21 protein-coding genes are annotated in these 20,046 nt (G+C 58.0%); 11 read left to right on the top strand and 10 right to left on the bottom strand.

The genetic code is table 11. The annotated features are described in order from the left end of the window. Position 1: 1 nt before the first annotated feature. Genes bioD through bioB form a run of 4 tightly spaced genes read right to left on the bottom strand, consistent with a single transcriptional unit; the run spans position 2 to position 3,591 of the window. The gene (gene bioD, locus H7K52_RS10010) at positions 2–673 is read right to left on the bottom strand and encodes a dethiobiotin synthase (RefSeq protein WP_003851861.1); all 672 of its coding nucleotides are present in this window, start codon (positions 671–673) and stop codon (positions 2–4) included. After that, complete coding sequence (bioC, locus tag H7K52_RS10015) at positions 670–1,425, bottom strand: malonyl-ACP O-methyltransferase BioC (RefSeq protein ID WP_003851863.1); 756 nt, start codon at positions 1,423–1,425, stop codon at positions 670–672. Before bioC ends, bioD begins: the two co-directional genes overlap by 4 nt. After that, positions 1,409–2,560, bottom strand: a complete 1,152-nt coding sequence (gene bioF / locus H7K52_RS10020) for an 8-amino-7-oxononanoate synthase (RefSeq protein WP_182629996.1) — start codon at positions 2,558–2,560, stop codon at positions 1,409–1,411. The genes bioC and bioF overlap by 17 nt, the downstream gene beginning before the upstream one ends. Further along, entirely contained in the window at positions 2,560–3,591 is a 1,032-nt protein-coding gene (bioB, locus tag H7K52_RS10025) for a biotin synthase BioB (protein ID WP_039659210.1), read from the bottom strand. Before bioB ends, bioF begins: the two co-directional genes overlap by 1 nt. 86 nt (positions 3,592–3,677) lie before the next feature. Here bioB and bioA point away from each other — a divergent pair, with 86 nt between their 5' ends. Together bioA and H7K52_RS10035 are read left to right on the top strand one after the other, a co-directional pair. After that, entirely contained in the window at positions 3,678–4,982 is a 1,305-nt protein-coding gene (bioA, locus tag H7K52_RS10030) for an adenosylmethionine--8-amino-7-oxononanoate transaminase (RefSeq protein ID WP_182629997.1), read from the top strand. Between the two features lie 75 nt (positions 4,983–5,057). Continuing rightward, entirely contained in the window at positions 5,058–5,534 is a 477-nt protein-coding gene (locus H7K52_RS10035) for a kinase inhibitor (RefSeq protein ID WP_013357177.1), read from the top strand. Positions 5,535–5,776: 242 nt separating this feature from the next. On the opposite strand, the gene pgl is transcribed toward H7K52_RS10035, so the two are convergent. Beyond that, a complete protein-coding gene (gene pgl, locus H7K52_RS10040) occupies positions 5,777–6,778 on the bottom strand; it encodes a 6-phosphogluconolactonase (protein ID WP_182629998.1) in 1,002 nt (333 codons plus the stop codon). 155 nt (positions 6,779–6,933) lie between these two features. Between pgl and H7K52_RS10045 the strand changes: the two genes are divergently transcribed. After that, on the top strand, positions 6,934–7,752 hold the full coding sequence (locus H7K52_RS10045) for a pyridoxal phosphatase (protein WP_003851875.1): 819 nt from the start codon (positions 6,934–6,936) through the stop codon (positions 7,750–7,752). On the opposite strand, the gene modC is transcribed toward H7K52_RS10045, so the two are convergent. The 4 genes from modC to H7K52_RS10065 all read right to left on the bottom strand — a co-directional run bounded on the left by modC (position 7,753) and on the right by H7K52_RS10065 (position 10,571). Further along, a complete protein-coding gene (gene modC, locus H7K52_RS10050) occupies positions 7,753–8,811 on the bottom strand; it encodes a molybdenum ABC transporter ATP-binding protein ModC (protein ID WP_003851877.1) in 1,059 nt (352 codons plus the stop codon). Beyond that, complete coding sequence (modB, locus tag H7K52_RS10055) at positions 8,811–9,500, bottom strand: molybdate ABC transporter permease subunit (protein ID WP_008925044.1); 690 nt, start codon at positions 9,498–9,500, stop codon at positions 8,811–8,813. Before modB ends, modC begins: the two co-directional genes overlap by 1 nt. Then, a complete protein-coding gene (gene modA / locus H7K52_RS10060; RefSeq protein ID WP_008925043.1) occupies positions 9,497–10,270 on the bottom strand; it encodes a molybdate ABC transporter substrate-binding protein in 774 nt (257 codons plus the stop codon). The genes modB and modA overlap by 4 nt, the downstream gene beginning before the upstream one ends. A 145-nt stretch (positions 10,271–10,415) precedes the next feature. Next, a complete protein-coding gene (locus H7K52_RS10065) occupies positions 10,416–10,571 on the bottom strand; it encodes an AcrZ family multidrug efflux pump-associated protein (RefSeq protein ID WP_008925042.1) in 156 nt (51 codons plus the stop codon). A 136-nt stretch (positions 10,572–10,707) separates the two neighbouring features. On the opposite strand from H7K52_RS10065, the gene modE reads away from it, so the two are divergent. The 6 genes from modE (at position 10,708) to gpmA (ending at position 17,393) form a co-directional block, all read left to right on the top strand. Further along, the gene (modE, locus tag H7K52_RS10070; RefSeq protein WP_003851884.1) at positions 10,708–11,490 is read left to right on the top strand and encodes a molybdenum-dependent transcriptional regulator; all 783 of its coding nucleotides are present in this window, start codon (positions 10,708–10,710) and stop codon (positions 11,488–11,490) included. 69 nt (positions 11,491–11,559) lie between these two features. After that, complete coding sequence (gene modF, locus H7K52_RS10075; RefSeq protein ID WP_182629999.1) at positions 11,560–13,032, top strand: molybdate ABC transporter ATP-binding protein ModF; 1,473 nt, start codon at positions 11,560–11,562, stop codon at positions 13,030–13,032. 237 nt (positions 13,033–13,269) lie between these two features. Beyond that, a complete protein-coding gene (galT, locus tag H7K52_RS10080) occupies positions 13,270–14,316 on the top strand; it encodes a galactose-1-phosphate uridylyltransferase (protein ID WP_039659199.1) in 1,047 nt (348 codons plus the stop codon). Further along, positions 14,313–15,461 carry a galactokinase gene (galK, locus tag H7K52_RS10085; protein WP_182630000.1) on the top strand — a complete coding sequence of 383 codons (1,149 nt, stop codon included), beginning with the start codon at positions 14,313–14,315 and terminating at the stop codon, positions 15,459–15,461. Before galT ends, galK begins: the two co-directional genes overlap by 4 nt. Next, positions 15,455–16,489: a galactose-1-epimerase gene (galM, locus tag H7K52_RS10090; protein WP_003851891.1), complete on the top strand. Its 1,035-nt coding sequence runs from the start codon at positions 15,455–15,457 to the stop codon at positions 16,487–16,489. The genes galK and galM overlap by 7 nt, the downstream gene beginning before the upstream one ends. Before the next feature lie 151 nt (positions 16,490–16,640). Then, positions 16,641–17,393 (top strand): 2,3-diphosphoglycerate-dependent phosphoglycerate mutase, encoded by a 753-nt coding sequence (gene gpmA, locus H7K52_RS10095; protein ID WP_003851893.1) that lies wholly within the window; start codon positions 16,641–16,643, stop codon positions 17,391–17,393. A gap of 250 nt (positions 17,394–17,643) precedes the next feature. On the opposite strand, the gene aroG is transcribed toward gpmA, so the two are convergent. Next, complete coding sequence (gene aroG / locus H7K52_RS10100; protein WP_182630001.1) at positions 17,644–18,696, bottom strand: 3-deoxy-7-phosphoheptulonate synthase AroG; 1,053 nt, start codon at positions 18,694–18,696, stop codon at positions 17,644–17,646. A gap of 287 nt (positions 18,697–18,983) precedes the next feature. On the opposite strand from aroG, the gene H7K52_RS10105 reads away from it, so the two are divergent. Beyond that, positions 18,984–19,352: a YbgS-like family protein gene (locus H7K52_RS10105; protein WP_003851898.1), complete on the top strand. Its 369-nt coding sequence runs from the start codon at positions 18,984–18,986 to the stop codon at positions 19,350–19,352. A gap of 98 nt (positions 19,353–19,450) precedes the next feature. Then, entirely contained in the window at positions 19,451–20,032 is a 582-nt protein-coding gene (locus H7K52_RS10110; RefSeq protein WP_008925036.1) for a response regulator transcription factor, read from the top strand. Positions 20,033–20,046 lie beyond the last annotated feature (14 nt).

Here is a 20,046-nt window from a genome sequence, read left to right on the forward strand (position 1 = left end):
CTTACGCCGGAAGCGTCAGGTAGTGACCACATGACGCCTGCTGCGCCGCATCGGTAAGATACGGAATTGTGCCCAGACAGGGCGCAGGCAGTCGGTTTTTCAGGCTGGTGAGATACTCCGGATAGCGTTTGCCAGGCGGTTCCACGGTGTTGGCGATCCATCCCACCAGCGGCAGGCCACGCGCCCGCACCGCCTCTGCGGTGAGCATCGCGTGGTTGATGCAGCCGAGCTTAATTCCCACCACCAGAATCACGGGCAGCTTTTCCCTGACTACCCAGTCTGCGTAGGTGTGTGTCTCTGACAGCGGCGTGTACCAGCCGCCCGCGCCCTCCACCAGAATCCAGTCCGCCAGTGGCTCCAGCGCCGCCAGACCGGCTGACAGGGCCAGATGGGTAATCGGTCTGCCCTCTTCAGCGCTGACGATGTGCGGCGAGGTGGGTTCCATAAACGCCAGCGGATTCACCTGCTGATAGGTTAACGGCACACTGCTGAATCGCTGCAACGCCAGCGCATCGCTGTTGCGGATCCCCTCTGGTGTCATCTCACAGCCCGACGCAACCGGCTTATAGCCCGCACAGCGAAAGCCTGCTGTGGCAGCGGCCTGCAACAGTGCGCCGCTGGCGACAGTTTTACCGACTTCAGTGTCGGTGCCGGTAATAAAAAACCGTTTCATGAAAGCGTGACTCCATAAATTAAATGGTAACTCAGGCGATAACCGTGCCGATCGCGCGGCCAGTGCGCCTCTAACTGGTTAAGCCGTCGCCGGGTAAGTATCTGCCCGTCGCGGCCCTGATGCAGATGGGTTGCCCCAATCCCCTTCAGGGATCGCATGGCGCTGAGCGCATCGGGGAAATGCAGCGTCACCTCCTCTGAGCTGCAACGCAGTTGCTCTGCCTGGCAGGCCGCTGCAATCTGCGGCTCGCTAAGAAAGCGGTTGGCGTGCGGCAACGCATCCAGATGAGACCAGGCTTCATGAACCTCCTGCAGCGAACCGTCGCCCAGCGTGGAAAACAGCAGCGTGCCATTGGGTCGCAGCACCCGCCGGAACTGGCGCAGCGCGCCGGGCAAATCTTCACTCCACTGCACCGCCAGGTTGCTCCATACCAGGTCGATGCTGTTATCCGCCAGCGGCAGCGCGTCGATGTCGCCCGCCAGATAGCAGTGCGCCGCGTCGTTATCCCGCGCCTGTTGCAGCATCTGTGGCGAGAGATCCAGTGCCGTCACCTGTTTGCCGCGTTCGCGCCACAGCCTGCTGTACCAGCCGGTGCCACATCCGGCATCCAGCAGTTGAACCCCGCTGTGAGCCGGTGCGAGAGCCAGCAGCGCATCGCCGCTAAGGCGTTGCAGCGCCGCATGGGCATCGTAATGGCTGGCCGCCCGGCCAAAAGCGCGTGCAACCGCCTGCTTATCAATCCGCAGCGTCATGCAGCACCTCCAGTAACCGATCGATATCGTCCGGGCGATGTGCCGCCGTCAGGGTAATGCGCAGCCGTGCCGTTCCCGGCGGCACGGTGGGCGGCCGGATGGCGCTGACCCAGCAGCCCGCTTCAGCCAGACGCTGAGAGAGCGCCATCGCATCGCTATTTTCACCCACCAGCAGCGGCTGGATCGCACTCTCTGAGTTCATCAGTTGCCACGGCAGTGAGGCTGCGCCGCGCCGGAAATGCCGGATGTTCTGCTGCAGCTGCTGGCGCAATGCATCGCCCTGCTGAATGACCTGCAGCGCCGCCTGCAGTGCAACAGCCTGCGCGGCGGGCATCGCGGTGGAGTAGATCAGATGCCGGCTGAACTGCAGGAAATAGTCGGCAGTCTCCGCATCACAGAGCAGCGCGGCACCGCTGACGCCAAAGGCTTTGCCAAAAGTGACCACCAGCAGTTCCGGTTTAACGCCCTGCAGCCAGCAGCTGCCGCGCCCCTGCTCACCCACCACACCGATGCCGTGCGCATCATCCACCAGCAGCCAGCCCTCAGCCTGGCGCGTCTGTTGCGCCAGTGCAGCCAGCGGCGCGCTGTCACCATCCATGCTGAAAATGCCCTCGGTCACAACCAGCGTTTCCCCCTCGCAGGGTAATGCGAGCCGCGCCGCCAGACTCTCAGGTGCGTTGTGACTGAAACGACGCAGCTGCGCCGGGCTGTGGCTGGCAGCGTCGAGCAGCGAGGCATGGCTGAGCTTATCGGCCAGGATACGATCGTTTTTCTCACCCAGCAGATGAATCACCGCCTGATTGGCGGCAAAGCCAGAGATGAACAGCAGCGCACAGTCATAGCCGAGCCAGTCGGCCAGTTGCGCCTCAAGATCGGCGTGCTGACGGTGATAACCGGTGACATGCCCTGAAGCGCCCGCCCCCGCGCCTGCCAGCGCCGCACCCTGCTGCCAGCCGGCTATCACCGCCGGATGGCGGGTTAAGCCGAGATAGTCATTGCTGGAGAAGTGAAGATAGTTGCGGCCACCGCTCTGCAGTGTGCGGGTCGATTGCTCATAGATAACCCGACGCTGCCGCCAGCCATCAGCCGCACGGCGCTGCGCCAGCCCCTGCCGGAGTCGTTGCTGCCAGCTCATTACAGTGCCGCGTTGTAAAAATGTTCAGTATCGGCATGAAACAGCTGCTCGCTGAGTTGCTGTTCCTGCTGCTGATCGCCATGCTGGGTGTGAGTATGTTCCGGGTTCAGCCCCAGTTTGCGGAACAGCACGCGGTCTTTATCCTCTTCCGGATTCGGTGTGGTCAGCAGTTTGCAGCCGTAGAAAATCGAGTTCGCCCCGGCCATAAAGCACATCGCCTGGGTCTGCTCGCTCATCTGCTCGCGGCCCGCGGAGAGACGCACATGCGAGGTCGGCATCATGATCCGCGCCACCGCGATGGTGCGGATAAAATCGAATGGTTCGACGTCATCGTTATCCGCCAGCGGTGTACCTTTCACTTTCACCAGCATGTTGATCGGCACGCTCTCCGGTGGTGTCGGCAGGTTGGCTAACTGCACCAGCAAACCTGCACGGTCGTTCACGGTTTCGCCCAGGCCAACGATGCCGCCCGAACAGACTTTGATCCCGGCGTCACGCACTTTACCCAGCGTATCCAGACGTTCCTGATAGCTGCGGGTGGTGATGATGGAGCCATAGAATTCCGGCGAGGTGTCGAGGTTATGGTTGTAGTAATCGAGGCCCGCGCCCGCCAGGCGCTGCGCCTGGTCGTCGCTGAGCGTGCCCAGCGTCATGCAGGTTTCCATGCCCATCGCCTTCACGCCTTCGACCATCTTTTCCAGGTAAGGCATATCGCGCTCGTGCGGGTTTTTCCACGCGGCTCCCATGCAGAAACGGGTTGAACCCGCGGCTTTGGCCTGACGCGCGGAGGTCAGCACCTCTTCCACTTCCATCAGACGCTCCGACTCCAGGCCGGTTTTATAGCGCGCGCTCTGCGGGCAGTATTTGCAATCTTCCGGACAGGCACCGGTTTTAATCGACAGCAGGGTACTGACCTGCACCTGGCGCGGGTCGAAGTGCTGACGATGCACCTGTTGCGCCTGAAACATCAGTTCGAGAAAAGGTTGATCAAACAGCGCTTGTGCCTGTGCAATTGTCCAGCGTTGAGCCATTACTTACTCCAGAAAAGGGTGTCATCCCGACGAAAAGCAGGGGTATACTTGTAAACTATATTTTTTTATTTTGGTTTACAACTCCGATGACTACCCCTGTTTTTTCCTCAGATGATGCCCGTTTTGACCGCCAGCATATCTGGCATCCCTACACCTCAATGCAGAATCCACTGCCCTGCTATCCGGTTGTTACCGCGCAGGGTTTTCAGCTGCAACTGGCCGATGGCCGTGAGCTGGTAGATGGGATGTCATCATGGTGGGCGGCGATCCACGGCTATAACCATCCCCGCCTGAACCGGGCGCTGACGGAGCAGGTCACACAGATGTCGCACGTGATGTTTGGCGGCATTACCCACCCGGCGGCGGTGGCGCTCTGCCGTCAGCTGGTGGCGATAACGCCTGAGCCGCTGGAGTGCGTTTTCCTGGCCGATTCCGGCTCGGTGGCGGTGGAAGTGTCGATGAAGATGGCGCTGCAGTACTGGCTGGGTCGGGGCGAAACCCGCCAGCAGTTCCTGACGCTGAAACGCGGCTATCACGGCGATACCTTTGCCGCGATGTCGGTGTGCGATCCTGAGAACTCAATGCACAGCCTGTGGCGCGGCTATCTGCCGGAGCATCACTTTGCGGCGGCTCCCGCCTGCGGCTTTGATGATGAGTGGGACGAGCGCGATTTCGATGATTTCGCCCGTCTGATTGAACAGCATCACCGGCAGCTGGCGGCGGTGATTCTGGAGCCAATAGTACAGGGTGCGGGCGGCATGCGTTTCTACCATCCACGCTATCTGCAGCAGGTGCGGGAAGCCTGCGATCGCTATGGCGTGCTGCTGATCGCCGATGAGATCGCAACCGGCTTTGGCCGCACCGGCAAACTCTTCGCCTGTGAACACGCGGACATCACGCCGGATATACTCTGCGTCGGTAAAGCGCTGACCGGCGGCATGATGACGCTGGCGGCGACGCTGACCACCCGTGACGTGGCCGACACCATCAGTCGCAGCGCGGCAGGCTGTTTCATGCATGGCCCGACCTTTATGGGCAACCCGCTGGCCTGCGCGGTCGCGGCAGAAAGCCTGACCATGCTGGCGGAAGGAGACTGGCAGCATCAGGTGGCCGCCATTGAACAGCAGCTGCGCGCTGAGCTGCTGCCGCTACGCAACTCACCGCAGGTGGCTGATGTGCGCGTGCTGGGCGCAATTGGCGTGGTGGAAACGCATCAGGCGGTCAACATGGCGGCGCTGCAGCAGTTCTTTGTTGAACAGGGCGTCTGGATCCGGCCATTTGGTCGTCTGATCTACCTGATGCCGCCCTACATCATCACGCCACAGGCACTGAGTCAGCTGGTGCAGGCGATAGGCGGCGCGCTGGAACATTCGCAACATTTTGCTGCCTGAAGCGGGCTGACCGCTGGCACTGGTGGCGCTTTTGGTTATGATGAAAGGCTATTCATCGACAATTGAGGAGATGTGATGCGCGTTTTTAGTCAGGATTTTAATGACGGCGAGAAGATGCCTGAAAAGCATGTTTTCAACGGCATGGGTTATCAGGGCGAGAATATCTCTCCCCATCTTGCCTGGGAAGCGGCGCCGGAAGGCACCAAAAGTTTCGTGGTGACCTGCTACGATCCTGATGCGCCGACCGGTTCAGGCTGGTGGCATTGGGTGGTGGCGAATATTCCGGCCAGCACCACGTCACTGCCACAGGGTGCCGGTTCCGGCAAAGCGTCACTGCCAGCAGGCGCAATTCAGACCCGTACCGATTTCGGTCAGGCGGGCTACGGTGGCGCGGCGCCGCCGCAGGGTGAAACCCATCGCTACATTTTCACCGTACATGCGCTGGATGTGGAGACGATTGAGGTGGATGAAGGCGCCAGCGGCGCAATGGTCGGCTTTAATGTGCATTTCCACGCACTGGCGAGCGCCTCGCTGACCGTGAATTATCAGTAATTCAGTAAGACTGACCACTGACAAGCCTAAAGCTGAATGATCTGGCAGCAACGCGTTAGCTTAAATTGCAGGGAACAGGGTCAGAGGAGGAAAGCGTCCCGTGCCAGGGATGGCGCGGGTCGAGCATGCCATGGATGGCGGCTTTTGCGTCTTTCCGATCTGACCCTGTTCCCTGTGTCTGCAGGATCTCACAGCTGGCAGCCACGCCTTTCCCGCCCGGGAGAGGCATTTTTCGTGGTGCGTTACGCCTGCAACTGATGAATCACGACCCACATCGGGCCCTGCCCTACTGCATAACGTCCCAGCGGCTGTAACAGCCCTTTTGGTTCGCTAATCGCATAGACTTCGATGTGATGCGATTTCTGTCCCGCTGCCACCAGATAGCGTCCGCTGTGATCGATATTGAATCCGCGCGGCTGTGTTTCTGTCGGCTGGAACCCTTCCAGGGTCAGCTCGTCACCCAGCTCGCTGACGCTGAACACCGCCAGAGTGCTGCTGGTGCGATCGCAGGCGTAGAGGAAACGGCCATCCGGCGTCAGGTGAATATCCGCAGCCCAGCGCGTACCGGTGAAATCCGGTGGCATCATATCCAGCGTCTGCACGCTTTCTGCTTCACCTTCACCCGTATTTAATGCCCAGACCTCAACCGTGCTGTCGAGCTCATTTACGCAATAAGCGAACTGACCGCCCGGATGGAACTGCATGTGGCGCGGGCCAGCGCCTTCTACTGTCGTGACCTGCGCCTGCTTACGCGGCGTCAGCTGACCGTCAGCGCCCAGCGAGAACAGACAGATACGATCCTGCTTCAGTGCCGGCACATACAGGGTCTTATTGTCAGTGTCGATGTTGGCCGAGTGGCAGCCATCCAGACCGTTGATCACCTGCAGCGGAGCCTGCGGAATGCCGTCATCGCCAATGGGGCTGACGCTGACGCAGGCATCATTGTAGGAGCCGCAGAACAGGAACCGGCCCTCACGATCGGTGGAAATGTGGGTCGGACTGCCGGGCAACGGTGCCTGACCCGCTTCGGTCAGCGTGCCATCAGCGGCAATCTTAAACGCCAGCACGCGAAAATTGGGACGCACGCCGACATAGAGAAAATCGCGTTTCGGACTCACCACCATCGGCTGAACCTGGCCGGCGACATCGGTCACCTGAAGCAACGTCAGCGCACCCTCATTATTCATCTGCCAGACGTGAATCTGCTGGCTCTCGGGACTGGCGGTGTAAACAACCTGTTTCATGCATTCTCCTTTTTTGCTGCCTTGTCATGATCTTTGAATCACTGTAGCGCGTTTTATTGCCCTACGCTGGAATCATTTGTGCCCTGTTTTTTGTCTCCGGGCCGTGGTCAGGTGTAGACTTCAGCCCCTGCAAACCTGGAAAAACGTGAGGATTAATGAGCTACCGTGTAATTGCCCTCGACCTCGACGGCACGCTGCTGACCCCAGCCAAGACGATTCTGCCGCAGTCAATCGATGTGTTAAACCAGGCCCGACAGGCGGGCGTTCATGTCGCTATCGTCACCGGACGCCATCACTGCGCTATTCATCCTTTTTATCAGGCGTTACAGCTGGATACCCCCGCAATCTGCTGTAATGGTACCTACCTGTATGATTACCAGGCAAAAAAGGTGCTGGCGTCCGATCCCATGGACCCGCAACTGGCGTTACAGGTCATTGAGATGCTGGACCAGCAGCGTATTCACGGGTTGCTCTACGTGGATGATGCAATGCTTTATCAGACGCCGACCGGTCACGTGATGCGCACACTGAAGTGGGCCGAATCACTGCCTGCTCATCAGCGTCCGCTGTTCATTCAGGTGCCCGACTTAGCGCAGGCGGCGCGTGACGCCGGTTCGATCTGGAAGTTTGCCCTGTCGCACGACAATCATGAGGAACTGCAGCAGTTCGCCACCCGCGCCGAAGCGGAGCTGGGTCTGGCCTGCGAATGGTCATGGCACGATCAGGTGGATATTGCGAAAGGCGGCAATAGCAAAGGCAAACGGCTGGCGCAGTGGGTTGAATCACTGGGGCTGGACATGTCTGATGTGATCGCATTCGGAGATAACTACAACGATCTCAGCATGCTGGAAACGGCCGGGCTGGGTGTGGCGATGGGCAATGCCGACGACGCGATCAAAGCGCGGGCGAAGCGGGTGATCGGCACCAACCTTGAAACCGGTATTGCCGATACCCTCCGTCAGTACGTGTTGTAATCAGGGCGTCACGGAGACGCTTTTGATCTGGGCATAGAGCCACTGATCCGGCCGGATGCCCAGTTCATCACGCGCCCACGGCGTAATGCGCGCCCAGAGCTCGCTGATACCAATACGCAGCTTCACTTCCACCTGATCGCCGACCTCCAGCAGTTCTACCACCTGTGCAGGTAAAATGTTGCGGATGGAGCTGTGTTGCGGCGGTTGCAGCGCCAGCGAGACATCAGAAGAGGCGATGCGAATACGCAGTGGCGTTTTCACCGGCTGATTCACCCGGCTGACCCAGATATGCTGGTCGCCCAGCGACAGCGCGGTCATTGGATAGTCGGGATGCTGCTCAAGCACCAGCACCCGCAGTACGCTGGTCAGTTCGCTTACTGGCAGCCACGGCCGCATCGCGCTGCTGCTCCAGACCCGCTCAAGCGGACCAAAGGCCTTGACCTTGCCCGCATCCAGCACCAGCACGTTATCCGCCAGATGCAGGATCTCATCCAGACTGTGAGAAACGTAAAGCATCGGAATATCGACCTGTTTCGCCAGTTTTTGCAGATACGGCATCAGTTCACGTTTGCGCGGCAGATCCAGCGACGCCAGCGGCTCATCCAGCAGCAGCATGTCCGGTGCGGTCAACAGCGCACGGCCTATCGCGACCCGCTGCTTTTCCCCGCCAGACAGCGACAGCGGAAAGCGCGGCAGCAACGCCTCCAGACCCAGCAGCGACACAAGGCTGTCGAACTGCGCTTTCATTGCCGGCGCCATACCGTATTGCAGGTTGCCACGAACCCGGTAGTGCGGGAACAGCCTCGCATCCTGAAACACGTAACCAATGCGTCGTTTTTCAGGCGGCAGCGCAATTTTCTGCTCCGCATCAAACAGCAGACGCTCGTTAAGCTGGATCCGCCCGCGCTGCGGCTGGGTCAGCCCGCTAATCGCGTTAATCAGGGACGTCTTACCGGCACCGGAAACACCAAAAATAGCGGTGATCCCTTTGGCCGGGATCTGCAGGTCAACCTCCAGCTGGTGATCGCCCTGCTGCTGCATAAAGTTAAGTGATAACATCAGCTTCCCATCCGCTTACGGCCTGCGCGAGCCAGCCATTCCGACGCCAGCAGTGACGCCAGCGCCAGCACGATAGCGATAACGCACAGGCGCGCCGCCGCGCCCTCTGCACCGGGAGTCTCTATCAGGGTAAACATCGCCAGCGGAAGCGTGCGCGTCTCGCCGGGAATATTGGAAACAAAGGTGATGGTGGCCCCGAATTCACCCAGCGAACGGGCAAACGCCAGCACCGTCCCGACAATCACGCCAGGCAGCGTCAGCGGCAGCGTGATAGTGAAAAAGACCCGCCAGCGCCCGGCACCCAGCGTGCGGGCCGCCTGCTCCAGCCGGATATCCACCGCCTCCAGCGCCAGCCGGATGGCACGCACCATCAACGGAAAGGCGATGACGGCAGACGCCAGTGCGGCGCCACGCCAGCTGAAAGCAAAGCTGAAACCGAACCAGTCAAAAAGCTTTTCGCCAATGATGCCGCGCCGGCCCAGGCTAATCAGCAGCAGATAACCCACCACCACCGGCGGCAGCACCAGCGGCAGGTGGATCAGGCTGTCGAGCAGCGCTTTGCCGGGAAAACGGCAGCGCACCAGAATCCAGGCCATCAGGATGCCAAACGGCAGACTGCCCAGCACGGCTATGCCAGAGACTTTAAGGCTAAGCAGTACCGCCTGCCATTCGGGATCGCTGAGTATCATTTCGTCGGTGTGAATCCGTAGTGTTTGAAGATAGCCGCGGCCTGCGGTCCTTTCAGATAATCATAAAACGCTTTAACAGTCGCATTGTCGTGCTCGTTCACGATCGCCATCGGATATTCCACCGGTTTATGGCTGTTTGCCGGAAAACGCCCGACCACCTGCACGTTGTCGCTGGCAACAGCGTCCGAGCCATAGACAATGCCATAAGGTGTTTCGTTTCGCTCCACCAGCGCCAGTGCCGCACGCACATTATTGGCTGGCGCTAACACAGGCGCAACGCTTTCCCAGGCGCCCAGCTTTTGCAGCGCCTCTTTGGCGTAGATGCCGGCCGGAACATGGTCCGGATCGCCAACCGCCAGACGTTCACCGTGCAGCAGTGTTTTCCAGTCGGTCTTTGCGTCCAGCGTCACCGCTTTAGCTGGCGCACTGCGTGGTGCAATCAGCACCAGATCGTTGCCCAGCAGCGTGTAGCGAGTGCGGGTGATCACGCTTTTTTTCACCACCGCATCATCCATCCACTGCTGATCGGCAGAGATAAACAGGTCGGCAGGCGCACCCTGCTCCAGCTGGCGGGCCAGCGTTGACGATGAGGCGAATGAAGAGACCACCGTCACCCCTTTTTCCTGCTTGTATTGACTGGCAATATCCTGCATCGCGTTGGTCAGTGACGCTGCGGCAAACACGGTAATGTTATCGGCGGCCACAACCTGCCCGGCCAGCGAAACAGTGATCAGCGCCGCTGCGCCCCAGCGAGTGTAATTCAATGACATGATGTTCTCCGGCTATACGTTGTGTAGTGGATAATATAACGCAATGACCGGGAGGTTCAGTAAATTATCGGCAGGAGGAACAAAAGGTTAAATCAGAGAGGAATAATAACGACCACGCCCGCGACGATGGCGGGCGTGGCAGCAATTAATTGTGCGAACGGGCTGAGGATTTTTCGCGATGACCAATTTTAGAAATGACGTTAAACACTTCACCCAGGCCATAAATCATACCCAGCATCAGCGCCATCACCACAGGCACCATCAGGACGGCGAAGGCGAGGCTTTTCAGTAATTCCAGCATGGAGAGTCTCACTCTGCTAACAAAAAAGTGATTGTAACGGGTCAGGAAAATTTTGCGCAGCCCTTTTCGTGCTTTTACTTTGGTCACAAAACGCCGCTATCATCGGCCTTCGCCTTAACCCTTTGCCGGAGCTGTCATGGAAGCCGAACTGTCCCTTCATATCCGTTTACAACAGAAACTGTTTGCCGATCCCCGGCGTATTGAGCTGCTGAAACGCGTGCAACAGACCGGATCGATCAGTCAGGGGGCGAAGCTGGCGGGCATCAGCTACAAAAGTGCCTGGGATGCGATCAATGAGATGAACCAGATGGCGGATGAAACGCTGGTGGCGCGGGCAACGGGCGGTAAAGGCGGCGGCGGTGCCACGCTGACCCGCTACGGTGAACGCCTGATACAGCTGTTTCAGCTGATGGAACAGATTCAGCAGAAAGCGTTCGATGCCCTGCAGCAGGATACGCTGCCGCTCGACAGTCTGCTGGCGGCCATCGCCCGCTTCTCTCTGCAGACCAGCGCCCGCAATCAACTGTTTGGCACCGTGATCAGCAACGATGCGCAGCAGGTGGTCCAGCATCTTATGATTCAGCTTGCTGATGGCGTCACACAGCTCAATGTGGCGCTGACCCAGCGCAGCGCCGATCGTCTGCAACTGGCGGCAGGTAAAGAGGTGCTGGTACTGATTAAAGCCCCGTGGATCCGTATCAGCCGTGACGCCGCGGAAGAAGATAATCAGCTTCCAGCCACCGTCAGTGCCATCGAGCCCGGTGAGCAGATGAGCGAAGTGCTGATGCAGCTTGCCAGCGGCGAAACCCTGTGCGCCACCCTGAGTCACGATCAGCTGCAGCAGTTGAAGCTTCAGCCAGGCGACGCTGTGATTGCCAGCTTTAACGCGGAAAATGCCATTGTCGCTACCCTGCTCTAGCCGTTGATTTGACTTCATTACGGGCAATGGTTACAACTCAGTGACACGATGCAAAAAATGGAACAGATCATGGATTCATTGCAGATTTTGCAAGGCACGTTTCATCTTAGCGATACACGGACACTGAACCTGAATCAGGTGGAACTGCAGCGCGGCGAAAGCTGGGCTTTTGTCGGTGCCAACGGCAGCGGTAAATCCTCTCTGGCGCGCGCGCTTTCCGGTGAACTGCCACCGCTGGCCGGTTCCGTCAGCAGCGATTTCAGAAAGCCGGTCCGGCTGTCGCTGGAGCAGTTACAGACCCTGGTGGCGCAGGAGTGGCAGCGTAACAACACCGATATGCTCAGCGAAGGCGAAGAAGATACCGGACTGACCGTGGCAGAGGTGATTCAGGCGGAGGTGCAGCAGCCCGATCGCTGCAAACAGCTTGCCCGGCAGTTTGGCATTGAACCGCTGCTGTCCCGTCGCTTCAAATATCTCTCCACCGGCGAAACCCGTAAAACCCTGCTCTGCCAGGCGCTGATGAGCGAGCCCGATCTGCTGATTCTGGATGAGCCATTTGACGGACTGGATGTGGCGTCACGCGCCAGCCTGACCGACACGCTGCGCAGCCTGCAGCATCCCGCGTTTACCCTGGTGCTGGTGCTCAATCGCTTTGACGACATTCCCGATTTCATTCAGCAGGTTGGCGTACTGGCAGAATGTACCCTCACCCACAGCGGGCCGCGCCAGGCCATTTTAACGGAAGCACTGGTGGCACAGCTGGCGCACAGTGAACAGCTGATGGGAATGGCGTTACCCGAGGCGGATGCGCCGGATCAGTTACCCTCACTGACAGATGATGCCCCGCGCGTTATTCTGCGCAACGGCACCGTCTCCTACAACGATCAGCCGGTGATTCAGGGGCTGAACTGGCAGGTCAACGCCGGCGAACACTGGCAGATCATCGGACCAAACGGTGCCGGAAAATCGACCCTGCTCAGCCTGGTGACCGGCGATCACCCGCAGGGCTACAGCAATGATTTAACCCTGTTTGGGCGCCGTCGCGGCAGCGGCGAAACCATCTGGGAGATCAAACAGCATATTGGCTATGTCAGCAGCAGCCTGCATCTTGATTACCGCGTCAGCACCAATGTGCGAACGGTCATTCTGTCGGGCTTCTTCGACTCTATCGGTCTCTATCAGGCGGCATCTGACCGGCAAAAAGCGCTGACACAGCAATGGCTGACGCTGCTGGGAATGGATAACCGGCTGGGCGATGCGCCGTTCCACTCACTCTCCTGGGGACAGCAGCGACTGGTGCTGATTGCCCGCGCACTGGTTAAGCATCCGACGCTGCTGATTCTGGATGAGCCACTTCAGGGACTGGACCCGATTAACCGCCAGCTGGTGCGGCGCTTTGTGGATGTGCTGATTGGCGAAGGGCGGACTCAGTTGCTGTTCGTTTCGCATCACGCTGAAGATGCGCCCGCCTGTATCACACATCGCCTGAGCTTTGTTCCCGATAATGGCGGCTACGTTTTTCAGCAGGAAACGGTGCGCTAAAGCTTTCACATCACGTCCTTCAACGCCGCTACCGCGGCGTTTTAAAGCACATCGGTGTAAGCGCTACCATTCAGCACCGTCTTTAACGCCGCATAACCGCACACAATGCCTCGAAATAAGAATATTCAGCTTGTGTAAACGATACCATTTATCCAGACTTGATCACGCTTTCGGGCGCGCTGATGTGCTACTTTTTACCGATGCCTCTTTGGCTTTTGACGCTTACCAGGATCTCACATGGAAAAATTCAACCCGGTCGATCACCCGCATCGCCGTTACAATCCACTGATTGATCAATGGATTTTAGTTTCACCTCATCGGGCCAAACGTCCGTGGCAAGGCGCGCAGGAAACCCCGGCGGTCAATACTTTACCGGCGCACGATCCGGACTGCTTCCTGTGTGCCGGAAATACCCGCATTACCGGCGATAAAAACCCGGACTATGCGGGCACGTACGTCTTTACCAACGACTTTGCCGCACTGATGACCGACACGCCTGACGCGCCCGAGAGCGACGATATCCTGATGCGCTGTGAAAGCGCACGCGGCACCAGTCGGGTCATCTGCTTCTCGCCCGATCACAGTAAAACGCTGCCGGAGATGTCACTGAGCGCGCTGGAGGAAGTGGTGCGCACCTGGCAGGCGCAGACCGCCGATCTGGGTCAGCACTACCCGTGGGTGCAGGTGTTTGAGAACAAAGGCGCGGCGATGGGCTGCTCCAACCCGCATCCGCACGGTCAGATCTGGGCCAACAGCTTCCTGCCAAATGAAGCGCAGCGTGAAGATGATCATCAGCGCGACTATTTCGCTAAACATGGCTCGCCGATGCTGGTCGATTATCTGGCCCGTGAGCAGCAGGATGGCAGCCGCACCGTGGTGGAAACCGAACACTGGCTGGCCGTGGTGCCATGGTGGGCGGCCTGGCCGTTTGAAACGCTGCTGCTGCCGAAAGCGCACGTTAAACAGCTGACGGACCTCAGCGAAGCCCAGAGCGCCGACCTGGCAAAAGCCATTAAGCTGCTGACCAGCCGCTACGACAATCTGTTCCAGTGCTCCTTCCCCTACTCAATGGGCTGGCACGGCGCGCCGTTTAATGGCGAAGCCAACGATCACTGGCAGCTGCACGCTCACTTCTATCCTCCGCTGCTGCGTTCAGCAACGGTGCGTAAATTTATGGTTGGCTATGAAATGCTGGCCGAAACCCAACGCGATTTAACGGCGGAACAGGCGGCGGAACGTCTGCGTTCTGTCAGCGACGTTCACTTCCGTGAGGCACAACAATGAGCTTAAAAACCATCACGCAGCAGCTTTTTTCTGACGCATTTGGCTACGCTGCCACCCATACCATTCAGGCACCGGGCCGCGTTAATCTGATTGGCGAGCACACTGACTATAACGACGGCTTCGTGCTGCCGTGCGCTATCGATTATCAGACGGTCATCGCCTGTGCCCGCCGTGACGATCGCCAGATTCGCGTGGTCGCTGCCGATTATGAGAATGCGCAGGACACGTTCTCGCTGGATGAAGAGATTGTCAGCGTGCAGGAACCGATGTGGGCCAACTATGTGCGTGGCGTGGTGAAACATCTGCAGAAGCGTCACGCCGATTTCGGCGGCATCGACATGGTGATCAGCGGCAATGTGCCACAGGGGGCGGGCCTCAGCTCATCGGCCTCGCTGGAAGTGGCGGTCGGCACCGTGGTACAGCAGCTCTATAACCTGCCGCTGGATGGCGCAGCCATCGCCGTTAATGGTCAGGAAGCGGAGAACCAGTTCGTTGGCTGTAACTGCGGCATCATGGACCAGTTGATCTCCGCACTGGGCCAGAAAGATCACGCTATGCTGCTCGACTGCCGCACCCTGGGCACCCGTCCGGTGTCGATGCCGGAAGATATCGCGGTGGTGATCATCAACTCCAACTTCCGTCGTACGCTGGTCGGCAGCGAATACAACACCCGCCGCGAGCAGTGTGAAGCGGGCGCGCGTTTCTTCAATAAGAAAGCGCTGCGTGACGTTGAACTGGCCGAGTTTGAAGCGGCACAGTCGCAGCTCGATCCACAGGTCGCCAAACGCGTGCGTCACGTTCTGACCGAGAACGCCCGTACCCTGGAAGCCGCCGATGCGCTGACGCAGGGCGACCTGACCCGTATGGGCCAGCTGATGGCCGACTCTCACGCCTCAATGCGTGACGATTTCGAAATCACCGTGCCGCCGATCGATACGCTGGTTGAGATCGTGAAAGCGCAGATTGGTGAGCGCGGCGGCGTCCGTATGACCGGCGGCGGCTTTGGTGGCTGCATCGTGGCACTGATGCCACTGGACCTCATCGATCAGGTTAAAGCCGCCGTGGCAGAACAGTATGAAGCCGCGACCGGCATCAAAGAGACCTTCTACGTCTGTAAAGCCTCTGAAGGAGCCGGCCAATGCTGAATGACGTCAACTCCCATGCGCCCGACGGTCAGCCGTGGCGCATAACCGTGCTGCGCAATGCCAACGGCATGCTGGCAACTTTTATGGACTGGGGGGCGACCTGGCTCTCTGCCCGCGTACCGATGCAGGATGGCACGGTGCGTGAAGCGCTGCTCGGCTGCGCCACGCCCTCTGACTATCTGCACCAGGATGCCTATCTGGGCGCCACCGTGGGCCGCTACGCTAACCGCATCGCTGGCGCAAAACTCAATAAACTTAACCGTCAGCTGGTGCCTAACCAGGGCGTACATCAGCTGCATGGCGGACCGGAAGGCTTTGATAAACGCCGCTGGCAAATTGTCAGTCAGTCTGACAGCGAAGTGCATTACCGCATCGATTCACCGGATGGCGATCAGGGCTATCCGGGCAATCTGATTGCTGACGTGCGCTATCAGCTGGATGATCAGAACTGCCTGAGCATCAGTTATGAAGCGCGTTGCGATCAGTCCTGCCCGGTCAATCTGACCAACCATGCTTACTTTAATCTTGATGCGCATCATGGCGATGTCCGCCAGCATCGCTTACAACTGCACGCCGACCAGTATTTACCGGTCGACAGCGAAGGCATTCCGAATGCGCCGCTAAAAGCGGTCGCCGATACCAGCTTTGATTTCCGCAACGCTAAAGTCGTGGCGCAGGATTTCCTGGCAGATGACGACCAGCGTGCAGTAAAGGGCTATGACCACGCGTTTCTGCTGAACAGCGCCGGCGACGAGAGTCAGCCTGCGGCAGAACTCTGGTCAGAAGATGGAAAATTACAGCTCAGCGTGACTACCTCGGCCCCGGCGTTGCAGTTCTACTCCGGCAACTATCTGGCGGGCACCCGTGCCCGTGAGCAGGCGAGCTATAATGCCTTTCAGGGCATTGCGCTGGAGAGTGAATTTTTACCGGATTCGCCTAATCACGCTGAGTGGCCTCAGCCTGATTGCTGGCTGCAGCCGGGAGATCGCTGGGAATCGGTGACGCGTTATCGCTTCACGCCACGCTGAGCCTCCGGCTGAAAAACGCGCAGTGCGTCACACACAGGCTTACGCGCTGCCCGCTTTTCCGTTATGGTATGGCGCAATCAGCTCGTGTATCAGGCGGGCAGCAGCAGGTTTCCAATCTCACAGAAACATCACAGTATTAAGGAGTTAAGCTATGGCTGTAACTAAGCTGGTTCTGGTGCGACACGGCGAAAGCCAGTGGAACAACGAAAACCGCTTTACCGGTTGGTATGATGTTGACCTTTCTGAGAAAGGTCGTGGCGAAGCCAAATCAGCAGGTCAGCTGCTGAAGAAAGAGGGCTTTGTTTTTGATTTTGCTTACACCTCCGTACTGAAGCGTGCCATTCATACGCTGTGGAATGTGCTGGATGAGCTGGATCAGGCCTGGCTGCCGGTTGAGAAAACCTGGCGTCTGAACGAGCGTCACTATGGTGCGCTGCAGGGTCTGGATAAAGCTGAAACTGCCGCCAAATATGGCGACGAGCAGGTTAAGCAGTGGCGTCGCGGCTTTGCCGTCACCCCGCCAGAGCTGGATCGTTCAGATGAGCGCTTCCCGGGCCATGACCCGCGTTACGCGAAACTGACCCCAGAGCAGCTGCCAACCACCGAAAGCCTGGCGCTGACCATCGACCGCGTTATCCCTTACTGGAACGACACCATTCTGCCGCGCATCAAAAGCGGTGAGAAAGTGATCATTGCTGCACACGGCAACTCACTGCGTGCACTGGTAAAATATCTGGATAACCTGAGCGAAGATGAAATCCTCGAACTGAACATCCCTACCGGCGTACCGCTGGTGTATGAGTTCGATGAAAACTTCAAACCGCTGAAACGCTACTACCTGGGCGACCAGGACGAGATCGCCGCGAAAGCTGCAGCCGTTGCGAATCAGGGTAAAGCGAAGTAATTTCTCGCTGAAAGGCAAAAAGGCCAGACGAAAGTCTGGCCTTTTTTATGCTTTAAATCTCTTGAAGCCGTGCTTAATGCTCAAAAGCACAGGAAGCATGGTCAGAATAGGAAAGCGTCCCGCGCCAGGGATGGCGCGGGCAGAGCATGCCATGGATGGCGGTTTTTGCGTCTTTCCGATCTGACCGTGTTCCCTTTGCAGAGGCACAATCCTCAAAGCGAACTTAATCAAACTTTGTCAGTGATCTCAATCATCCGCGGCGCTGTTTAACCGCTGCCGCCAGCTGACGCAGCACCTTGTCGGTATCTTCCCAGCCGATGCAGGCATCGGTAACACTTTTGCCATAGACCAGCGGCTCGCCGCTCTCCAGGCTCTGGTTACCTTCCACCAGATGACTCTCAATCATCACACCGACAATCGCCTGCTCACCGTTAATCAGCTGCTGTGCAACATCGTCTGCCACGACCATCTGACGCTGGAACTGTTTGCTGCTGTTGGCATGGCTGAAATCGATCATCACCTGCTGTGGCAGACCCGCTTTCGCCAGTCCTTCTTTTACCTCAGCCACATGCTGCGCGCTGTAGTTTGGCTCTTTTCCGCCGCGCAGAATGATATGACAATCACCGTTACCGCTGGTTTCCACAATCGCGGAGTGACCATACTTCGTCACTGACAGGAAACAGTGTGGCGAACCCGCCGCGTTAATCGCATCGATCGCGACCTTAATGGTGCCATCGGTGCCGTTTTTGAAACCCACCGGACAGGAAAGGCCCGATGCCAGCTCACGGTGAACCTGAGATTCTGTGGTACGCGCACCAATCGCGCCCCAGCTCATCAGGTCAGCCACGTATTGCGGGGTAATCATATCCAGAAACTCGCCCGCCGCCGGTAAACCGCTGTCGTTAATGTCCAGCAGCAGCTTACGCGCCAGACGCAGACCGTCGTTGAGCTGATAGCTATTGTCCATATATGGATCGTTGATCAGCCCTTTCCAGCCCACCGTGGTGCGCGGCTTTTCAAAATAGACCCGCATCACCACTTCCAGCTCGCCTTTCAGCTCATCACGCAGCGCCAGCAGGCGATCGGCATACTCTTTCGCCGCGTCTGTGTCATGAATGGAGCAGGGACCAATCACCACCAGCAGGCGGTCCTCCTTGCCCTGCAGGATCTGATGAATCGCCTGACGGGCCTGTGAAACGGTCTGTGCAGCACGATCGGTCGCCGGGAATTTTTCGAGCAGCGCAACCGGAGGTAACAGCTCTTTAATCTCTTTGATGCGTAAGTCATCGTTCTGGTAATTCATACTGATTCCATTTTATTTCTGGCCCGGCGCCCGCCGGACACAACCTGCCCAATGTAGCCCGAAGCGCCAGGGGTGTAAATTCCCGCTGCGGGTTAAATGTGCGGGTCATATTTGCATTAATCAGGTTAGCGACTAGACTTTTTACTGGTAAGCACTGAGGAACATCCCGCTTACCAGATTTAATCACCCTGTTTAAGCCAACCGGCGAATTTTATTTCGTCAGGGATTTTATTACCCGAAATTGCACCTCTGGGCTTAAAGCAACTTCATTTATTAACGGGAGTATAATGATGAAAAAGTTTGCCTTAGTTTTTTTGACAGCAGCAATGACACTGAGCAGCGGTGCGGTACTGGCTGCGGACAGCAGCAGCAACAATGGTACAGCTAATCAGGCGGCCAGTGCAGGTGCAGCAGCGGGCGGCGCAAATGAAAATCTGCCGCCAAACAAAGTTGATAACGATAAAATTAATAACACCGGCAACAACACTAATCCTGCAACGTCTGGCAGCACCACCAGCAATGGTAATATGTCTGCTAACGAAATGGACCAGAACGCCCAGTGTAAAGATGGCAAATGTCCGAACATTAATAAAAAAGTTCAGACTAAAGTGGGCGGCGGTGACGTAGATACCAAAACCGACGGCACCACCCAGTAATGCTGTTTAACCCGGCGCGCTTCGGCTCTCCGGGTTTTTCTCCCCTCTGCCCCACTCTTCCGCTATGCTAATCCTGTGAAATTTACAGGGAATCCTTCATGGCTGTTTTGCTTCTGATTGACGATCATCCGCTGGTTGAAGTGGCACTTGAAGCCGCCCTGAGCCAGTCACCTATTCCGGTTCAGCTCCTCTCTGCCAGCAGTGAAAAAGCCGCCCGTCCCCTGCTTCAGCAGTCACTGGACATTATCGTGCTGGATATCGGCCTGCCGGATAGTGATGGGCTGGAGTTCCTGCGTCGCCTGAAGATCCATCGACCCGATTGCCCGGTCCTCATCTACTCCGCGCAGCAGACCCGCCACTATGTGCGTCGCGCTCAGGCGCTGGGTGCCGCCGGTTATGTGGTGAAAAGCCAGCGTATGGCGCAGTTGCTCAGCGCTATCCTTGCCGTGCTCGGCGGACAGACGGCTTTCCCGGAGATGGATGATGAGCCTGAACTCCCGCTGACCCAGAAAGAGCGTCAGATTCTGGCCCTACTGGCCAGCGGGCTGTCTAATCTGCAAATTGCTGCCCAGTTGCACATCAGCAATAAAACGGTCAGCACCCATAAGAAAAATATTCTGGAAAAAACCGGCGCCCGCTCGGTGGTAGAACTGGCCGATCTGTGGAAGGCGCAGCAGTGAGAGTTTTTCTGCTG

Origin of the sequence: Pantoea hericii (assembly GCF_014155795.1) — a bacterium.
GTDB lineage: Bacteria > Pseudomonadota > Gammaproteobacteria > Enterobacterales > Enterobacteriaceae > Pantoea > Pantoea eucalypti.

Bases quoted from the DNA above. Each gene is read 5' to 3' on its own strand.
- bioB (WP_039659210.1), bottom strand. From the start codon at position 3,591: ATGGCTCAACGCTGGACAATTGCACAGGCACAAGCGCTGTTTGATCAA.
- H7K52_RS10105 (WP_003851898.1), top strand. From the start codon at position 18,984: ATGATGAAAAAGTTTGCCTTAGTTTTTTTGACAGCAGCAATGACACTG.
- modC (WP_003851877.1), bottom strand. From the start codon at position 8,811: ATGTTATCACTTAACTTTATGCAGCAGCAGGGCGATCACCAGCTGGAG.
- galT (WP_039659199.1), top strand. From the start codon at position 13,270: ATGGAAAAATTCAACCCGGTCGATCACCCGCATCGCCGTTACAATCCA.
- H7K52_RS10045 (WP_003851875.1), top strand. From the start codon at position 6,934: ATGAGCTACCGTGTAATTGCCCTCGACCTCGACGGCACGCTGCTGACC.
- gpmA (WP_003851893.1), top strand. From the start codon at position 16,641: ATGGCTGTAACTAAGCTGGTTCTGGTGCGACACGGCGAAAGCCAGTGG.
- H7K52_RS10065 (WP_008925042.1), bottom strand. From the start codon at position 10,571: ATGCTGGAATTACTGAAAAGCCTCGCCTTCGCCGTCCTGATGGTGCCT.
- modF (WP_182629999.1), top strand. From the start codon at position 11,560: ATGGATTCATTGCAGATTTTGCAAGGCACGTTTCATCTTAGCGATACA.
- H7K52_RS10035 (WP_013357177.1), top strand. From the start codon at position 5,058: ATGCGCGTTTTTAGTCAGGATTTTAATGACGGCGAGAAGATGCCTGAA.
- bioD (WP_003851861.1), bottom strand. From the start codon at position 673: ATGAAACGGTTTTTTATTACCGGCACCGACACTGAAGTCGGTAAAACT.
- aroG (WP_182630001.1), bottom strand. From the start codon at position 18,696: ATGAATTACCAGAACGATGACTTACGCATCAAAGAGATTAAAGAGCTG.
- galM (WP_003851891.1), top strand. From the start codon at position 15,455: ATGCTGAATGACGTCAACTCCCATGCGCCCGACGGTCAGCCGTGGCGC.
- pgl (WP_182629998.1), bottom strand. From the start codon at position 6,778: ATGAAACAGGTTGTTTACACCGCCAGTCCCGAGAGCCAGCAGATTCAC.
- modB (WP_008925044.1), bottom strand. From the start codon at position 9,500: ATGATACTCAGCGATCCCGAATGGCAGGCGGTACTGCTTAGCCTTAAA.
- bioC (WP_003851863.1), bottom strand. From the start codon at position 1,425: ATGACGCTGCGGATTGATAAGCAGGCGGTTGCACGCGCTTTTGGCCGG.
- modA (WP_008925043.1), bottom strand. From the start codon at position 10,270: ATGTCATTGAATTACACTCGCTGGGGCGCAGCGGCGCTGATCACTGTT.
- modE (WP_003851884.1), top strand. From the start codon at position 10,708: ATGGAAGCCGAACTGTCCCTTCATATCCGTTTACAACAGAAACTGTTT.
- bioA (WP_182629997.1), top strand. From the start codon at position 3,678: ATGACTACCCCTGTTTTTTCCTCAGATGATGCCCGTTTTGACCGCCAG.
- H7K52_RS10110 (WP_008925036.1), top strand. From the start codon at position 19,451: ATGGCTGTTTTGCTTCTGATTGACGATCATCCGCTGGTTGAAGTGGCA.
- bioF (WP_182629996.1), bottom strand. From the start codon at position 2,560: ATGAGCTGGCAGCAACGACTCCGGCAGGGGCTGGCGCAGCGCCGTGCG.
- galK (WP_182630000.1), top strand. From the start codon at position 14,313: ATGAGCTTAAAAACCATCACGCAGCAGCTTTTTTCTGACGCATTTGGC.